Origin of the sequence: Bradyrhizobium sp. LTSP849 (assembly GCF_000938255.1) — a bacterium.
GTDB lineage: Bacteria > Pseudomonadota > Alphaproteobacteria > Rhizobiales > Xanthobacteraceae > Bradyrhizobium.
In genome coordinates this window covers 502,601-520,205 of record NZ_JYMR01000052.1, presented here as the reverse complement: position 1 = coordinate 520,205, position 17,605 = coordinate 502,601, and the positions used below count along the sequence as shown (strand labels likewise).

General features: G+C 63.1%; 17 protein-coding genes. 16 read left to right on the top strand and 1 reads right to left on the bottom strand.

Going from position 1 to position 17,605, the window contains the following annotated elements:
- Positions 1-26: 26 nt before the first annotated feature.
- From UB31_RS33205 to UB31_RS33135, 15 genes are all read left to right on the top strand, one after another.
- Positions 27-737 (top strand): SDR family NAD(P)-dependent oxidoreductase, encoded by a 711-nt coding sequence (locus UB31_RS33205; protein ID WP_045002713.1) that lies wholly within the window; start codon positions 27-29, stop codon positions 735-737.
- Positions 738-828: 91 nt separating this feature from the next.
- On the top strand, positions 829-1,080 hold the full coding sequence (locus tag UB31_RS33200) for a type II toxin-antitoxin system ParD family antitoxin (RefSeq protein WP_045002714.1): 252 nt from the start codon (positions 829-831) through the stop codon (positions 1,078-1,080).
- A 1-nt stretch (position 1,081) separates the two neighbouring features.
- Entirely contained in the window at positions 1,082-1,384 is a 303-nt protein-coding gene (locus UB31_RS33195) for a type II toxin-antitoxin system RelE/ParE family toxin (protein ID WP_045002715.1), read from the top strand.
- A gap of 400 nt (positions 1,385-1,784) precedes the next feature.
- Positions 1,785-2,501, top strand: a complete 717-nt coding sequence (gene tolQ, locus UB31_RS33190; RefSeq protein ID WP_045013845.1) for a protein TolQ — start codon at positions 1,785-1,787, stop codon at positions 2,499-2,501.
- Positions 2,502-2,544: 43 nt separating this feature from the next.
- Positions 2,545-2,997: a protein TolR gene (gene tolR / locus UB31_RS33185; protein WP_045002717.1), complete on the top strand. Its 453-nt coding sequence runs from the start codon at positions 2,545-2,547 to the stop codon at positions 2,995-2,997.
- 4 nt (positions 2,998-3,001) lie between these two features.
- Entirely contained in the window at positions 3,002-3,961 is a 960-nt protein-coding gene (gene tolA / locus UB31_RS33180) for a cell envelope integrity protein TolA (protein ID WP_045013844.1), read from the top strand.
- Between the two features lie 41 nt (positions 3,962-4,002).
- Positions 4,003-5,352, top strand: a complete 1,350-nt coding sequence (gene tolB / locus UB31_RS33175) for a Tol-Pal system beta propeller repeat protein TolB (RefSeq protein ID WP_045002804.1) — start codon at positions 4,003-4,005, stop codon at positions 5,350-5,352.
- Between the two features lie 240 nt (positions 5,353-5,592).
- On the top strand, positions 5,593-7,923 hold the full coding sequence (locus tag UB31_RS33170) for a putative bifunctional diguanylate cyclase/phosphodiesterase (protein ID WP_045013843.1): 2,331 nt from the start codon (positions 5,593-5,595) through the stop codon (positions 7,921-7,923).
- A 181-nt stretch (positions 7,924-8,104) separates the two neighbouring features.
- On the top strand, positions 8,105-8,830 hold the full coding sequence (locus tag UB31_RS33165) for an N-acyl amino acid synthase FeeM domain-containing protein (RefSeq protein WP_045002721.1): 726 nt from the start codon (positions 8,105-8,107) through the stop codon (positions 8,828-8,830).
- Positions 8,831-9,125: 295 nt separating this feature from the next.
- Positions 9,126-9,614, top strand: coding sequence for a peptidoglycan-associated lipoprotein Pal (gene pal / locus UB31_RS33160; protein WP_045002722.1), 489 nt, complete (start codon positions 9,126-9,128; stop codon positions 9,612-9,614).
- A gap of 187 nt (positions 9,615-9,801) precedes the next feature.
- A complete protein-coding gene (gene ybgF, locus UB31_RS33155) occupies positions 9,802-10,833 on the top strand; it encodes a tol-pal system protein YbgF (RefSeq protein ID WP_045013842.1) in 1,032 nt (343 codons plus the stop codon).
- A 76-nt stretch (positions 10,834-10,909) separates the two neighbouring features.
- Positions 10,910-12,025: a tRNA lysidine(34) synthetase TilS gene (gene tilS / locus UB31_RS33150; protein WP_045013841.1), complete on the top strand. Its 1,116-nt coding sequence runs from the start codon at positions 10,910-10,912 to the stop codon at positions 12,023-12,025.
- Positions 12,026-12,291: 266 nt separating this feature from the next.
- Positions 12,292-14,214, top strand: coding sequence for an ATP-dependent zinc metalloprotease FtsH (gene ftsH, locus UB31_RS33145; RefSeq protein WP_007596301.1), 1,923 nt, complete (start codon positions 12,292-12,294; stop codon positions 14,212-14,214).
- Between the two features lie 40 nt (positions 14,215-14,254).
- Entirely contained in the window at positions 14,255-14,641 is a 387-nt protein-coding gene (locus UB31_RS33140; RefSeq protein WP_245306110.1) for a DUF3052 domain-containing protein, read from the top strand.
- A 192-nt stretch (positions 14,642-14,833) separates the two neighbouring features.
- On the top strand, positions 14,834-16,033 hold the full coding sequence (locus UB31_RS33135; protein ID WP_045013839.1) for an ABC transporter substrate-binding protein: 1,200 nt from the start codon (positions 14,834-14,836) through the stop codon (positions 16,031-16,033).
- Positions 16,034-16,111: 78 nt separating this feature from the next.
- Here UB31_RS33135 and UB31_RS33130 read toward each other — a convergent pair whose 3' ends face one another.
- On the bottom strand, positions 16,112-17,308 hold the full coding sequence (locus tag UB31_RS33130) for an acyltransferase family protein (protein ID WP_050044897.1): 1,197 nt from the start codon (positions 17,306-17,308) through the stop codon (positions 16,112-16,114).
- Positions 17,309-17,410: 102 nt separating this feature from the next.
- On the opposite strand from UB31_RS33130, the gene UB31_RS42720 reads away from it, so the two are divergent.
- Positions 17,411-17,563: a hypothetical protein gene (locus UB31_RS42720; protein WP_245305455.1), complete on the top strand. Its 153-nt coding sequence runs from the start codon at positions 17,411-17,413 to the stop codon at positions 17,561-17,563.
- Positions 17,564-17,605: the final 42 nt, after the last annotated feature.

Here is a 17,605-nt window from a genome sequence, read left to right as displayed (position 1 = left end):
CAGCTTTCAATCTTCGGAGACGTGCAATGAAGACGGCAATCGTGATCGGCGTCGGCCCGGAGCGCGGGCTCGGGGCCCAGCTCTGCAAACGCTTTGCGGGCGAGAGGCTCAAGGTGATCGTCGCGGGCCGGACGCTGTCCGCCCTAAAGACGGTTGTGGATGACATCAAGAAAGCGGGTGGTGTTGCTGTTCCCTTCGTCGCCGACGCGACAAAGGAGAGCGACATCGCTGCTCTGTTCGACGCCGCGGGCGAAACCCTCGATCTCGCCGTCTACAACGCCGGCAACAACACGCCGGGAAAAATCATCGAGATGGAGGCCGACTATTTCGAGACCGCCTGGCGCGTGGTCTGCTTCGGCGGCTTCCTGTTCGGCCGCGAGGCGGTGCGTCGCATGGTGCCGAAGAAGGCCGGCACGCTTCTTTTCACCGGCGCCAGCGCCTCGCTGCGCGGCCGCTCCGGCTACGGCGCGTTCAACTCGTCTAAAGCCGGCCTGCGCACGCTGGCGCAGGCGATGGCCAAGGAATACGCGCCCGACGGCATCCACGTCGCCCATGTAGTGGTCGACGGCGCCATCGCCGGCGACAAGATCTTTTCGCGCTTTCCCGATGCAGCCGGCCGCGAGGACAGCCTGATCAGCATCGAAGGCATCGTCGATGCCTTCGCCTTCCTCTACCGCCAGCCCGAACGTGCCTGGTCGTTCGAGCTCGACGTGCGGACGTCGAAGGAGAAGTGGTGAGGCAGGGCGCCTACCGCGTCATGCGTCCGGCCCGGCAGAGATTGCCAAAGTTTGTTGCCACTTCCATAATGTCTCAGGAAAGGCGCCGACCATGAACATGAACGTCTCGCTGACCGACGAACTGCATGAGTTCGTCAAGGCAAAGGTTGAAAGCGGCCGCTACACCTCGGCGAGCGAGGTCGTGCGCGAAGCTTTGCGGATCATGGAACAGACCGACGAAGCTCGCCTTGCCTATCTGCGCAGGGCTTGGGCCGAGGGCGAAGCCGGCGGTGACGCAGGCCCCGCGGACTTCGCCAGCATCAAAGCCAAGGGGCGCGAGCTTCTAAAGGCATTGGATAAGTAAGTTGGGAGAGGTTCGGCTTTCCAAGATCGCTGAACGCGACCTCCTCGAAATCTGGTTCCACATCGCCGCCGACAAGGGGGCAGAGACAGCCGACTACTGGATCGATCGCATTGAGGCGCGTCTCGGCCAGCTGTCTATGTTCCCGCAATCCGGGCCGGCTCGGCCAGATATCGCCCCAGAAGCGCGAATGCTGGTCATCGCCCGCTGGCTGGTGCTCTATCGTATCATCCTTGACGGGGTGCAGGTTAATCGGGTTGTCGATGCCGCACGCGACTTGGGCGAAGTGGATCTGGCCGACGAGTGATGCTGGGGCCCTAGCCCGGATGAGCGACTATATCCGCCATAGCGGAGGCGGTGTACGGAACTGCCGCCGTCTCCGGGGCGCCCGGCACTTGGCGAGTCCCATCTCGCTGCACTGCCACCCTTTCCCGCAGCCAAATGCAGCCCCGGTAACCCAGCATTAACCATCGCCGGGCTCTGGTACGGGTGGACAATCGCGCCCAGAGCCTGGGTCGAGGCCCTTAGTTTTGACATCTTGGCAGGGAATGCAGGCGGCCGGCTTTGGACCAGCCCTGCACCCAAAAAAGACCAGGCTTTGAGCGGGCTTGCCGGCCGCGCCGGTTCTAGCGCGGCTGTTGGGGAACCGGCAGCCATTTGGCTAGCTGGAGACATTAGGTAACGATCGCCTTGAGAGGATACTGCTGATGAATCCGGCCGATGTGGCTCAATCCGCCCTTCCGGTTGCCGCCTCCGCCGACGTGTCGCTGATCGCGTTGTTCTGGCAGGCTCACTGGATCGTGAAAGCGGTGATGCTGGGACTTCTGTCCTGCTCGGTCTGGGTCTGGGCGATCGCCATCGACAAGATCTTCCTGTTTGCCCGCACACGCCGCTCGATGGATCGCTTCGAGCAGGCGTTCTGGTCCGGCGAGTCGATCGAGGACCTCTATCGCACGCTCTCGGCCAAGCCGACGCATTCCATGGCGGCCTGCTTCGTGGCGGCAATGCGCGAGTGGAAGCGCTCCTTCGAGAGCCAGGCCCGTTCGATGGCGGGCCTGCAAATGCGCATCGACAAGGTGATGAACGTTTCGATCTCGCGCGAGGTCGAGCGGCTGGAACGCCGGCTGCTGGTGCTCGCGACCGTCGGCTCCGCCGGCCCCTTTGTCGGCCTGTTCGGCACGGTCTGGGGCATCATGTCGAGCTTCCAGTCGATCGCGGCGTCGAAAAATACCTCCCTGGCGGTGGTGGCGCCGGGCATCGCGGAAGCGCTGTTTGCGACCGCTGTCGGCCTTATCGCCGCCATTCCTGCCACTATTTTCTACAATAAGTTCACTTCCGAGGTGAACCGGCAGGCCCAGCGGCTCGAAGGCTTCGCCGATGAATTTTCAGCCATCCTGTCGCGTCAGATCGACGAGCGGGGCTGACGGACGGCATGTATAGTGTGACGGTACATTTGGGCACCAGACCATGGGCATGAACGCAGCCAGTTCGTCCGGAGGCGGCGGCCGTCGCAGCCGGCGCAAGCCGGTCATGGCCGAGATCAACGTCACGCCGATGGTCGACGTGATGCTGGTGCTGCTCATCATCTTCATGGTGTCGGCGCCGCTGCTCACGGTCGGGGTGCCGCTCGACCTGCCGCAGACCCAGGCCAAGAGCCTTGAGACGAACGACCAGAAGCCGATCCAGATGTCGGTCGACATCAAGGGCAAGGTGTTCATCAACGACACCGAGATCGCGATCAACGAACTGATCCCGAAGCTGAAGGCGATCACGGATGCGCGCGGCGGGCTCGAGGAACGCATCTATCTGCGCGCCGACAAGAAGGCGGATTACGGCACGGTGGCCAAGGTGATGGGCCTCCTGTCGGGTGCAGGATTCAAGAAGCTGGCGCTCGTCACGGAAGCGGATCAGGGGTCCTAGACCGGTGAAGGTGAACGTCGACAAGACACTCGTTGCGTCGATTATCCTCCACGTCCTCGTGCTTGGATGGGGGCTGTTCACCTTTAGCAGCAGGGCCTTCGTGCCGGCGGAAGAGTCGCTTCCGATCGACATCATCTCCTCTGATCAACTCGCGAAGATGATGGCGGGGCAGAAGACCGGCAAAAAGGAAGAGCCGAAGCCCAAGGTCGAGAAGATCGCCGAGGCCAAGCCCGAGGAAGACGCCGTCGGCAAGGTCACCGAGAAGAAAGAACTGATCAAGACGACATCGACGCCCGAGCCGCCGCCAAAACCCGTCGAGAAGCCGGTCGAGAAAAAACCCGATCCGCCCAAGCCGGTCGCCGAGGCCAAGCCGAAAGAAGAACCGAAGCCGCAGGAAAAGAAGCCTGACCCGGCCAAGGAAGATCCGATCGCCGAGCTTCAGAAGAAGCTGGAGACCAAGAAGCCGCCGCCGAAGCCGGTGGAGCCCAAGGTCGCGGCGGTGCAGCCACAGCAGCAGCCCAAGCCCAAGGAGCGCACCTTCGATCCCGCGCAGATTGCCCGCGACCTCGACAAGCGCGATCCGACGCGGCACGAGCTCACTGGTGCGGCGCTGAACGCGTCCGCCTCGCTCGGATCGAATACCGGGACTGCTGCCAACAACGTCGCGACCTGGCGCGGTGCATTTCAGGGTGCAGTGAAGCGCTGCTTCACGCCCACCTATAACGGGCAGGACGCCGATCAATACGAAGCCGACATCGACATTCCCATGAAGATCGATGGATCGCTGGCGTCCGAGCCCATCGTCGTTGCGGTGAGAGGGCCGTCGCGGTCGATCGCGGTGGCGGTCGCGGAGAGCGCCAAGCGCGCCATCGTGCAGTGTCAGGTCTATTCCTTCATGCCAAAGCAGCAGTACGAAAGCTGGAAGACCATTCCGATGACTTTCGGTCTGAAAGATATGTTGTGACATCCGAACAAAAGAATTTTCCGATGAATGACGTTCGATCGATGAACCGCCGCCGCTTCATGACCCTGACCGGGGCGGGGCTTGCGATGCTCGGGGGCGGACGTGCCTTCGCCCAGGCTCAGCAGGGGCGCCTCCGCATCGATCCGACCGAATTCCAGCCGGTCCCGATCGCGATCACCAACTTCGTGGCTGGCTCGCCGGCCGACGCCGATGTCGGCAACGGTGTCACGCAGGTCATCACCAATAATCTGAAGCGCTCGGGTCTGTTTGCGCCGATCGACCAGGCCGCCTTCATCGAGCGCATCAGCAACATCGACGTCGCGCCGCAATTCCAGAACTGGAAGACCATCAACGCGCAGGCGCTGGTGACCGGCCGCATGACGCGGCAGCCGGACGGACGGCTCAAGGCCGAATTCCGCCTGTGGGACGTCGTCTCGGGCCAGCAGCTCACCGGCCAGCAATATTTCACCTCGCCGGAATATTGGCGCCGCATCGCCCACATCATCTCCGACCAGATCTATGAGCGGATGACGGGCGAAAAGGGCTATTTCGACAGCCGCGTGGTGTTCGTGGACGAGACCGGGCCGAAGGAGCGCCGGGTCAAGCGGCTGGCGATGATGGACCAGGACGGCGCCAATGTGCGCTATCTGACCCGTGGCGCCGACCTCGTGCTGACGCCGCGCTTCTCGCCGAATTCGCAAGAGATCACCTACATGGAGTTCGGCCAGGGCGATCCGAAAGTCTATCTCTTCAACATCGAGACCGGGCAGCGCGAGATCGTCGGCAATTTCCCGGGCATGACCTTTGCGCCGCGCTTCTCGCCGGACGGTCAGCGCGTCATCATGAGCCTGCAGCAGGGTGGTAATTCGAACCTGTTCGTGATGGATCTGCGCTCGCGCTCGACCACGCGCCTTACCGACACGCCGGCGATCGACACGTCTCCGTCTTACTCACCGGACGGCACCCGCATCTGCTTCGAGTCCGATCGCGGCGGCAGGTCGCAGATCTACGTGATGTCGGCGGGCGGCGGACAGGCGCAGCGCATCTCCTTCTCCAAGGACGACAACAACGCCACCTATTCGACGCCGGTCTGGTCGCCGCGTGGCGACTACATCGCCTTCACCAGGCAAGGCGGCGGGCAGTTCTCGATCGGCGTCATGAAGCCCGATGGCTCCGGCGAGCGGCTGCTCACCTCCGGCTACCACAATGAAGGCCCGACCTTCTCGCCGAACGGCCGCGTGCTGATGTTCTTCCGCGATCCCGGCGGCGCCGGCGGACCGTCGTTGTTCTCCGTCGACATCTCCGGTCGTAACGAGCTGAAGGTGCCGACGCCGGGCTTCGCCTCCGACCCGGCATGGTCGCCGCTGTTGTCCTCGACAGCGGGCCAATGAACAGATCGCGCGTTTCGACGCGCGATGTTTTCGAAAAAAATCGGCGATTTTTTCGGTTTCCGCGCGGGTGGCAAGCTTTCCTTCACCTTGTGCCCGGCAAGGCTTGCCTAGTTGCTTGATATATCAGCAGAAATAGCTTCGCTATTGCCGAAAAACAACTCGACTTTAACGATGTTCCCTCAGAAAGGCTTCATCTGGCTTGGGTAAAAGTACGCGCCAAACAGGACGCGTAACAAGCCAATGCAGCTGGCCGACCAGAAGCAGAGCGATCGAGACGAGCTGGAGCCGATACTCTACGCCGCTCTCATCAACTCTATGGTGCAGAATTTCTGGGCGATCTTCCTCGGCTCGGCCTGTACGGCCGTGGCCGCGGTCATGACTGCACTGAAGACCGGCGACGTCCTGCTGTGGCCGATCGCGTTTCTGATTATTGCCATTGGCACCGCCCGCGCGTTTCAGATGCGGCGCTACGAAAACCGGATACCGGGTCTGACGTTCGAAGAGGCGAGGCACCTGGAGCCGCGCTATTGGTTCGGCGCGCTGGTTTATGCCGCGGTGATCGGCTTGTGGTGCTTCGTCGTCATCTTCAACAACGACGACGCGGTTGCGAACATGCTCTGCGTCTCCGTCGCCGTCGGTTACACGGCCGGTGGCGCCGCTCGCAATTACGGCCAGCCCAGGGTGATCCAGTGGCACGTCGCGCTGGCCTGCGGCCCGATGTCGCTCGGTCTGCTGCTGCATGGTGGATTCTACTACATCGGGCTCGCGGTGCTGCTCGTGCTGTTCTTCATCGGGATGAAGAACATCAACCTCAGCCTGCATGCTATCTTCGTCAAGGCGCTGACCTCGAGCTTTCGCGAATCCGCGCTGGCAAACCAGTTCGATACCGCGCTCAACAACATGCCGCACGGTCTCTGCATGTTCCGCGCCGACGGGCGCCTTGCGGTGATGAATCATCGCTTCGTCAATTTGATGGGGCTGCCCGACGATTTGGTCAAACGTGGCGCCAGCGCTGCCAATATCGTCTCGGCCTGTGTTGCCGCCGGATCGATCTCGGCCGACAGCGGCAATCTGGTCCTGTCCGAGATCGAGGGCGCAAGGATCAGCGAAATCGTCACCGCCGATCCCGACCCGGCGCGCGGCCGCACACTGGCCTGGACGTTCCAGCCGATGTCCGGGGGCGGCACCGTGCTGCTGCTGGAAGACGCCACCGAACGCACCAATGCGGAAGCCAGGATCACCCATCTCGCCCGCTATGATGAGCTCACGGCACTGCCCAACCGGGTCAGCTTCCGCGACGAGATCGAGCGCTTGCTCGCGATCTCCAACAATTCCGAGCGCCTCTCGGCGCTGTTGTTCATCGACCTCGACCAGTTCAAGCAGGTCAACGACACGCTCGGTCATCCCTGCGGCGACCAGCTCCTGTGCGCGGTCGCCAACCGCCTGCGCGAGATGCTGCGGCCGGAGGATTTCGTCGCCCGCTTCGGTGGCGACGAGTTCGTCGTGTTCCAGCAGAACATCAACTCGCCCGAAGATGCAGCAAGCCTCGCCCGCCGCATCGTCGAACGGCTAAGCGAGCGCTACCGCATCGACAATCATCTGGTCGAGATCGGCGCCAGCGTCGGCATTGCGCTGACCTCGCCGGACGGCGTCAGCGCCGACACGCTGCTCAAGAACGCCGACATGGCGCTCTACCGCGCCAAGGCCGACGGCCGCGGCACCTTCTGCTTCTTCCGCGACGAGATGGCGGCGACCGTCGAGGCCCGCCGTATCCTCGAGCTCGACCTGCGCAAGGCGCTCGCCAACGAGGAGTTCGAGCTGTTCTACCAGCCGCTGGTCAATCTGAAGACCGGCAAGATCACCACCTGCGAGGCGCTGTTGCGCTGGAATCATCCGGTACGCGGCACGGTCTCGCCGGTCGACATCATCCCGGTCGCCGAGGACATGGGCCTGATCGTCGATCTCGGCCGCTGGATCCTGCGCCGCGCCTGCATGGAATGCATGAAGTGGCCCGAAGGCGTCAGCGTCGCCGTCAACTTCTCGCCGCAGCAATTCCACCAGCGCGACGTGCTGAGCGAAATCCGCTACGCGCTCGAGGTCTCGGGCCTGCCGGCGCATCGCCTCGAGATCGAGATCACCGAATCCTCGCTGCTGCGCAACACCCAGCTCACCCACGACATCCTGTCGCAGCTGCACGCGCTCGGCGTGCGTATCTCGCTGGACGATTTCGGCACCGGCTATTCGAGCCTCAGCTATCTGCACAATTTCCCGATGCAGAAGGTGAAGATCGACCGCTCCTTCCTCGAGGGTATCGACACCGACCGTCCGCTGACGCTGCTGCGCGGCGTGGCGCGGCTGTCCGCCGACCTCGGCATGTCGGTCGTGGTCGAGGGCATCGAGACCAACGAGCAGCTCGAGCTGATCAGCGCCGACGGCACCGTCTCCGAGGCGCAGGGCTATTTGTTCAGCCGTCCGGTGCCCGCCGTGCGGATGCGCCAGCTCCTCAATGCCTCGCATGGACGGCGTGGCGAGAACCTGCTCCAGGTCGTCGGCGCGCGCTCTTTCGCGTAAGCTCCGCTTCCCAAAATTTCCTGTCGTTTCAGTCTGTTGCGCGACACCGTAGTCCTACGGGGGGTTAACCCTAACCTTTCGATTGCTTTGCGTCATTGTTAAGAAGCTGTTAATAATTGGTCACGCGCGTGGAAGTTGTCTTGCGCGTTGTGTGATGCGCGGTGGTGAGTAAGGAGTTGGAATGCAGTCCTCAGCCAGAGCGATCATTTCGGCTGTTGGACGGGGTGCTGAGCTCCTGACAGACGTCGACTATCATCTTGCCGATGCGGTCGAGGAGAGGGAGGCGATCTACAACCTCCGTTACCGCGCCTATCTGCGCGAAGGTGCCGTCAAGGAATCTCCGGACGCGCGTGTCACCGACCAGTATGACGATCTGCCGAACGCGTGGACCTTCGGTGTTTACCTCCGGGGCGAGCTCTGCAGCTCCGTGCGCATCAGCGTGCTGACCTCGGAATGGCGCTCATCGACTTCGGCCGATGTCTTTCCCGACGTCGTGCTGCCACGGCTTGACCGCGGCGAGGTCATGATCGATCCGACGCGCTTTGTCGCCGATCCCGACATGGCGAAGCGGGTTCCGGAATTGCCCTATCTGACGACGCGCCTCGCCTATATGGCGTGCGAGCATTTCAACGCCGATCTCGGCCTTGCGATCGTACGTCCCGAACATCAGGCGTTCTACCGCCGGGTGTTCCTGCACGCGCCCCTCGCCGAGCCCCGGCTGGTCCCCGGCCTCACCAAGGCGTTCGGCCTGATGGCGGCGGATTTCCCGACCTTCCGCAAGAAGGTGTTCGACCGCTATCCGATCATGCGTTCCACTGCCTTCGAGCGGCGCATGCTGTTCGGACGCGGCGACCTGCACCAGGTTCCGCAGCGGCCGGTGCTTGTGGCGGATGCCGCCCAAGCCTGAGTTCAAGCCTGGTTCACACCTGCTTCTGCGGGCGCGGCGGCGCCGGTGGCGCTCCGGGATTCCCCGCCCCTCAGGCCCAAAATTCAAGCAAGACAAGCGTTTTTGCCGGGTAACGCGGCTTGCCTTCACCCTCGCGCCACATTTACAACCCATTAACCATCGCTTGTGCTTTTCGCTGGTCGGGGGGATTTGACCGGCTCTGGCAACGTCCCATCAAGGTTGACGGAACGTTCGCTTAACCAACCCCCTGTAGACCGGAAAGCAGTGGACGAAACGTGAGCGTGGAGGCTCCGGAATGAAACATCCTATGCGTATCCTCCAGGGATTGAAGCTGGCCGCGGTGCTTGCCGTCGCGTTGTCGATGGGCGCCTGCGCCAACAAGAACCTGGGTGCTGATGCGATGGCCAGCGCGGCGACGCCTGGCAGCCAGCAGGATTTCGTGGTGAACGTGGGCGACCGCGTGTTCTTCGAAAGCGACCAGACCGATCTGACCCCGCAGGCGATCGTGACCCTGGAGAAGCAGGCGCAGTGGCTCCAGAGCTATCCGCGCTACTCCTTCACCATCGAAGGTCACGCCGACGAGCGCGGCACCCGCGAATACAACATCGCGCTCGGCGCCCGCAGAGCCCAGTCGGTGCGTTCGTTCCTCGCCTCGCGCGGCATCGATGCGAACCGCATGCGCACGATCTCCTACGGCAAGGAACGGCCCGTGGCCGTCTGTAACGACATCTCCTGCTGGTCGCAGAACCGTCGTGCCGTCACCGTGCTGAACGCGAGCTCCTAAGGCTCACGCGCCGTCAGCCAAGTGTAAGCAAATTCATCTGCCGGCGCCCTCTCGGGCGCCGGTTTCGTTTCAGCGATCTGTGACAGAAACCCCGTGGTGCCAGTCACATTTTTGGCGTACTCCCCTTCAATGTGTGGCGCGTCGAATGTTCCGTCGCAGGCCATTTCGCTTTCGTCGTCAGGGCAAGATGTCATCCAGATTTAAGGCCATTACCGGCATCGCGGCGATCGCCGCGCTGTTCTCATTTTGCTCGCCCGTCCTCGCGCAGTCGGACGACGACCCGGAGATGCGGATCGAGCGGCTGGAAAACCAGCTGCGCCAGCTCACCGGCCAGAATGAAGAGCTGCAATATCGCAATCGCCAGCTCGAAGATCGCGTCCGGCAGCTCGAGGGCGGCGCGCCCGGCCAGGCGCCGGCGCAGCCCAACGCGGCCGCCGTGCCGCCCGCTCAGGTCGCGCCGGCGTATCGCCAGCAGCAGCAGGCCGCCCAGCCGAATTACGAACAGCCGCAGATCGCCTCTCCCGCGCCGATCGTTCAGGAGCAGCCGGCGCCCGGTGCCCCCGGCACGCGCCGCCGCGGCGATGCGTTCGACCCGGGCCAGAATCCGAGTGCACCCGGTGCGCCGCGCGCGCTGGGCGGCGGCCAGCAGCCGATGTCGGCGGGAGCGCAGGCCGGCGCGCCCGGCGGTCGCGGCGCCGGCGAGCCGCTCGATCTCAACAACAATGGCGGCCGCTATCCGCAGGCAGCAGTGCCTGCACAGCCGGCCTATCCGCCGGCCCAGCCCGGCTATCCGGCGCCGGCTGCCGGCGGCGGTGTGACGACCCTGCCGCCCTCGGCAACGCCGCGCGACGAGTTCGACCTCGGCATCGGCTACATGCAGCGCAAGGATTATGCGCTGGCCGAGCAGACCATGAAGGGCTTTGCGCAGAAATATCCGAGCGACCCGCTGCTCGGCGACGCGCAATATTGGCTCGGCGAAAGCTATTTCCAGCGCCAGCAATATCGTGACTCGGCGGAAGCCTTCCTCGCCGTCACCACCAAATACGACAAATCCGCCAAGGCGCCGGATGCGCTGTTGCGGCTTGGCCAGTCGCTCGCCGCGCTGAAGGAGAAGGAGGCGGCCTGCGCCGCCTTCGGCGAGGTCGGCCGCAAATATCCGCGTGCGTCCGCCGGCGTCAAAGCCGCCGTCGACCGCGAGCAGAAGCGGGTGAAGTGCTGACCCGCGGCGCTTGAGCCTGACAAGACCGATGGAGCTGCGCTAAACAGGCGGTCCATCCGCGGACGATTGCAGCGTCATGTCAGACGACAACTCACCAATCTCGGTGCGCGAGGCGAGGCGGCTCTTCGCCGACCTGAAGCACACGCCCGCGCTGGTGCTCGCAGTCTCCGGCGGACCGGATTCCGTCGCGCTGATGTGGCTCGCGGCGCGCTGGCGGCGCAGCCTTGCCCGCGGCCCGAAGCTCGTCGTCGTCACCGTCGATCACGGCCTGCGGCCGGAGGCAGCGCGCGAGGCACGCGAGGTCAAGCGGCAGGCGACTGCGCTGGCGCTGACGCACCGGACCCTGCGCTGGCGTGGTGCAAAGCCGAAGACGGGTCTGCCCGCCGCGGCGCGCGACGCCCGCTACCGTCTGCTTACGCAGGCCGCGCGCGCCATCGGTGCGACCCATGTGCTGACCGCGCATACCCGCGACGACCAGGCTGAGACCCTGTTGATGCGGCTGCTGCGCGGCAGCGGCATCGCCGGCCTGTCGGCGATGGCTCGCCTTACGATGCGCGACGGCATCGTGCTGGCGCGGCCGCTGCTCGATGTCCCGAAGTCGCAGCTGATCGCCACCCTGAAGCGGGCCAGGCTCGGCTTTGTCGATGATCCCACCAACCGCGACGCTGCATTTACGCGGCCGCGGCTGCGCGCGCTGTTGCCGCAGCTCGCAAGCGAAGGCGGCGATGCGCGCAATCTGGTGCGGCTCGCAGGCAGGCTCGCCAGGGCCAACGCGGCGGTCGAGGTGTTGACCGACGGCGCCGAGCGCTTCCTTCGGCTTCGCGATCGTGGTCTTGGGGATCGTGGTCTTGAGGATCGCGGCGATGCGCCGCACGGCCCGGGCGCGCGAAGCTTCGAGGCTAAAGCCTTCGCCAGCCTGCCGGAGGAGGTCCGGCTGCGGCTGCTGCTGCGGGCCATCGACGCCCTCGGGCATGAGGGACCGGCGGAACTCGGCAAGGTCGAAACCCTCTTGGCCGCGCTGGATCAGGCCATCGTCGGGGCCCGCCGTTCACCCACAAATGGCCGTCCCATCCTGAAGCAGACCCTTGCGGGAGCCTTGATCAGCCTTGCCGGGGGGCGTATCCACGTCGCGCCGGCGCCGGTCCGGCGGCGCAAGAAGGCTGATAAGAAGGCTGACAAGGGCGGATCATGACACCGGCCGGCTCAGTGGCGCGCCGTCAGGCCACCTTAACCAGGCGGGAAAAACCCCGAATCGGGCGCCATTATTTCAGCGGGAATCGCTCTAAGATGGGATAAATAGTCCCATCTCGTTCCCTTGGCAGCGACAGGGGCGGCACCTAAATTGTATCCGTCTAACAGAGAGGATTCCTTGGGGATTTCCTCGTACTGCACAAACAACGACCCAAGATAACGACCCAAGGATCAGGCCGCGATCCGCGCGACCACGAAGGAAGATCGATGAACGCCAATCTGCGCAATTTCGCCCTCTGGGTTATCATTGTCTTGCTGCTGCTGGCGTTGTTCACGCTCTTCCAGAACCCGGGTCAGCGCGCCTCCTCGCAGGACATCGCCTTCTCCCAGCTCTTGAGCGAAGTTGATCGCGGCAATGTGCGCGACGTCGTGATCCAGGGGCCGGACATCCACGGCACCTTCACCAACGGCTCCAGCTTCCAGACCTATGCGCCGAGCGATCCGACGCTGGTGAAGCGCCTCTATGACAGCAAGGTCCAGATCACCGCGAAGCCGCCCGGCGACAACGTGCCGTGGTTCGTCTCGCTGCTGGTCTCCTGGCTGCCGTTCATCGCGCTGATCGGCGTCTGGATATTCCTGTCGCGACAGATGCAGGGCGGCGCCGGCAAGGCGATGGGCTTCGGCAAGTCGCGCGCGAAAATGCTGACTGAAGCGCATGGCCGCGTCACCTTCGAGGACGTCGCCGGCGTCGACGAGGCCAAGCAGGACCTCCAGGAGATCGTCGAATTCCTGCGCGACCCCGGCAAATTCCAGCGCCTCGGCGGCCGCATTCCGCGCGGCGTGCTGCTGGTCGGACCTCCCGGTACCGGTAAGACCCTGATCGCGCGTGCGGTCGCGGGCGAAGCCAATGTGCCGTTCTTCACCATCTCCGGTTCTGACTTCGTCGAAATGTTCGTCGGCGTCGGTGCGTCCCGCGTGCGCGACATGTTCGAGCAGGCCAAGAAGAACGCGCCCTGCATCATCTTCATCGACGAAATCGACGCCGTCGGTCGTCACCGTGGCGCCGGCCTCGGCGGTGGCAATGACGAGCGCGAGCAGACGCTGAACCAGTTGCTGGTCGAGATGGACGGCTTCGAAGCCAACGAGGGCGTGATCCTGATTGCCGCGACCAACCGTCCCGACGTGCTCGATCCCGCGCTGCTGCGTCCCGGCCGCTTCGACCGTCAGGTCGTGGTGCCCAACCCGGACGTCGTCGGCCGCGAGCAGATCCTCAAGGTCCACGTCCGCAAGGTGCCGCTGGCGCCGGATATCAACCTCAAGACCATCGCGCGCGGCACGCCGGGCTTCTCCGGCGCCGACCTGATGAACCTCGTCAACGAAGCAGCCCTCACCGCCGCCCGCCGCAACAAGCGGATGGTGACCCAGGCCGAGTTCGAAGAGGCCAAGGACAAGGTGATGATGGGCGCCGAGCGCAAGTCGCTCGTCATGACCGAGGAAGAGAAGCTGTTGACGGCCTATCACGAGGGCGGCCACGCCATCGTCGGCCTCAACGTCGTCGCGACCGATCCGATCCACAAGGCGACCATCATTCCGCGCGGCCGTGCGCTCGGCATGGTGATGCAGCTGCCCGAGCGCGACAAGCTGTCGATGTCGCTCGAGCAGATGACCTCGCGCCTCGCCATCATGATGGGCGGTCGTGTCGCCGAAGAGCTGATCTTCGGCCGCGAGAAGGTGACCTCGGGTGCGTCCTCCGACATCGAGCAGGCCACGCGGCTTGCGCGCATGATGGTGACGCGCTGGGGCCTGTCCGAGGCGCTCGGCACCGTGTCCTATGGCGAAAACCAGGACGAGGTTTTCCTCGGCATGTCGGTGTCGCGCACCCAGAACGCCTCGGAGGCGACGGTCCAGAAGATCGACACCGAGATCAGGCGTTTCGTCGAAGAGGGCTACAACGAAGCGACGCGCATTCTCACCGAGAAGCGCGCCGATCTTGAAGCGCTCGCCAAGGGCCTGCTTGAGTTCGAGACGCTCTCCGGCGACGAGATCATCGACCTGCTCAAGGGCAAGAAGCCGAACCGCGAGTCCGTGCTCGAGCCGACCACGCCGCGCGCCTCCGCCGTGCCGCCGGCCGGCAAGTCGCGCCCGCGGCCCGATCCGGATCCCGGCCTGGAGCCGCAGCCGCAGGCGTAACACCTCTCGCGCCGTGGCCGGCTATTCCGGCAAACCGTTAGTGCAAAAGCTCGGCATCAAGCCGGGCTTTTGTATTTTTGTGGATGGCCTCTCCGTTGCCTATGCCGATGTCGTCGGTCCATTTCCTGACGATGTGAGGATCGCAACCACCGCCAAGCCGCCGCTCGACATGGTGCATGTCTTCGCGACCGAAGCCAAAGGCCTCGCCGCCAAATTGCGCGGCTACCGCAAGGCGATCGCGCCCGATGGGATGATCTGGGCGTCATGGCCGAAGAAGGCTTCAGGCGTTGTGACCGACGTGACGGAAGCCCTGGTGCGCGAGACCGCGCTCGCGAGCGGCCTCGTCGATATCAAGGTCTGCGCCGTCGACGAGATCTGGTCCGGCCTCAAGCTCGTGATCCCCGTCAAGGACCGCAAGGCAAAGTAGGGTGGGCAAAGGCGCGAAGCGCCGTGCCCGCCATCTCTCGGCAGTCGCGACAGAAGTGGTGGGCACGCTTGCGCTTTGCCCACCCTACGATAGCTGTCACTTATAATGAGTGGAGTCAGTGCCGATGTCATGGCATGCTCGCTTCAAACAAAGGTGCGGCGCGATCGCACCAGCAAAGGGGAGGGGAAGCCGATGCGTTTGGCATGGAGCGCGCTTGGCGCCGTTTCAATCCTGCTGTTGCCTGTCGCTTCACCTGGCGCCGAGATGCGCGGCGTTACTGCGACCGAAATCAGAATAGGCCAGACCATGCCCTATAGCGGGCCGGTCTCCGCCTTTGGCGCGCTCGGCAAGGGCGAGGTCGGCTATTTCAAGATGCTGAACGACAGAGGCGGCATCAACGGCCGCAAGGTCAATTTGATTTCGCTCGACGACAGCTACGCGCCGCCGAAATCGGTCGAGCAGACCCGCAGGCTGGTGGAGAGCGACGAGGTCGCGCTGATCTTCTCCTCGATCGGCACCGCCCACAACACCGCGATCGCGAAATATCTCCAGAGCAAGAACCTGCCGCAGCTCTTCATAGGCTCCGGCGCCTCGAAATTCGCCGATATCGCGCAATATCCGCAGGCGACGATGGGCGTGCAGGCGCCGTTCCGCTACGAGGCCCGGCTCTATGCCCGCTACGCGCTGGCCAAGAACGCGAATGCGAAATTCGCCGTGATCTCGCAGAACGACGATTACGGCCGCGACTATCTCGCGGGCCTCAAGGACGTGCTCGGCGAGAAATACGACGCCCTCGTCACCAATGCGACCTACGAGATCCAGGACCCGACCATCGATTCCCAGATCGTGAAATTGAAAGCATCAGGCGCCGACGTCTTCGTGATCGCGGCGACACCGAAATTCGCGGCCCAAGCGATCCGCAAATCCTTCGAGATCGGCTGGCGGCCGATGACCTTCCTGTCCAATGTCGCGGTCTGGATCTCGACCGTGATGGAGCCCGCAGGCCTGGAAGCCGGCACCGGCATTCTCTCCACCGCTTACGTGAAGGACCCCGACGATCCCGCCTGGAAGGACGATCCCGGCGTCAAGGACTGGCACGCGTTCATGACGAAATATGTGCCGGAGGCCGACCAGCACGACACCAACTACGTCAATTCCTACAACAGCGCGATGGCGCTGGAGGTGGTGCTGAAAGCCTGCGGCGATGATCTCTCGACCGAGAACATCTTGAAGCAGGCGTTCGCGATCCACGATCTCGAACTGCCGATGCTGTTGCCCGGCATCAGGATCAACACCAGCGCGACCGATCACGTCCCGGTCGACCAGATGCAGTTCATGCGCTTCAACGGCAAGAGCTGGGAGCGCTTTGGCGAGTTGCAGACCGGGAATTGATAGCTAACGCGGGGGCCTGCATGGTTCGAGACGCCCGCTTTGGCGGGCTCCCCATGAAAAGTCCATGGACTTGATCAGCTATCCGGAGAGCGGCGCCGTGCGAGGCGCAGATTGGCTGTTGGGGGCATGAGTACGATCTTCGAAACCACCAAAGCCGCCCTCCGGTCGGTGTTTGACTACGAAAGACCTCCTGAGCTTCAGCGATGGATATTCAAACACGTGCCACGAGATCACGGCTGCCATGAGCGTGAGTGGAAACCCAGCGAAAAACAACGTCCACCATCGGTTACCAATCCAGGCCTCCGGGAAATAGTGGATCAGCAATTGGAGGAATGGCGTGTGGTAGAGATATAGCCCGTATGAATAATCACCGGTCCCGAATCCGGGAAGACGAGGCATCGGCGAAAGCCCAATCATCACAGTCAAATATCCGATGAGCGGAAGCATGATGGAGACGATCGTGGAATTGCCAAGCAGGACCGCAGCATCGCCAAACGCGCTCACCAGGATCGCCACACACGCTAAGCCAATCGCGATCGTTCGGGAGAACGGCACGTAGTACCGCAGTTGGTAAAGGACAATTCCGATCAAAAAAGAAGGCCAAAGTAATGACCCGAAGGAAGAGAAGATTTGCATCGCGAGGTTTTCGAGAAACGAGACATGATCGCCTACCAGATACGATGTCGCGAGCCTGAGCGGAGTCCCGACGATCAAAACGGCGTAAGTGAACAGTAATACCAATGCTGGGCGTTTGATTGCTCCGGAAATCATCAGTCCGGCGATAATGGCGTAACAACCGATTTCGAAGGGGATCGTCCAAAGCGCCCCATTTACCTCTGGCTTTGGATTGCTCTCAAACACACCCGGAAGGGAGTATTGCATCCAGCCCGTGAGATTGAGGAAGTAGGTAAAGAAATTTGCGTCCGTAAAATACTGCCTTGCAGGCAGTGTCGTCACCAGCGGACCAATTAGAAGTGCTGCGAAAACGATGTCGGCAAAGAGTGCTGGCAAGATGCGCGCCGCACGGTTCAACAGGAAGCTTTTCGTAGAGAGGCGCATGCTGCTTCCCGCTACGAGAAATCCGCTTAAAGCAAAAAACATGGGCACTAGCATGTATTGGGAAAACCAAAAGGCGGAGGCCTTTGCCGTTTCCACATGCCCGGTCAGCCACGCGGTGTGCCAGCCGATGATGCCGGCCGCCAAAAATATGCGCAGGAAATCGAACCCTTGGGCGAAACCTCCTTGCTCGTCCAGGGCGGAACCCAAGGTGCGCATCCAGTACCTTTCCGGGCCAGGGGGCCGCGTAGAAGGGGGGCTTGGTCACAACCTGGACGGGCGCGAACTAAAATTCTCTTAAGGCCTCTGACAAGAGTCGCTGTGGTTGCATCGACGGAGCGAACACGACCAAGCGTGCAGGCGCTGGAGATGGTCCTGAAAGCCTGCGGCGATGGTCTCTCCGCCGAGAACATTTTGAAGCAGGCGTTTTCGATCCGCGATCTCGAACTGCCGATGCTGTTGCCCAGCATCTAGATCAACACCGGCACGACCGACCACATCCCGGTCGATCAGATG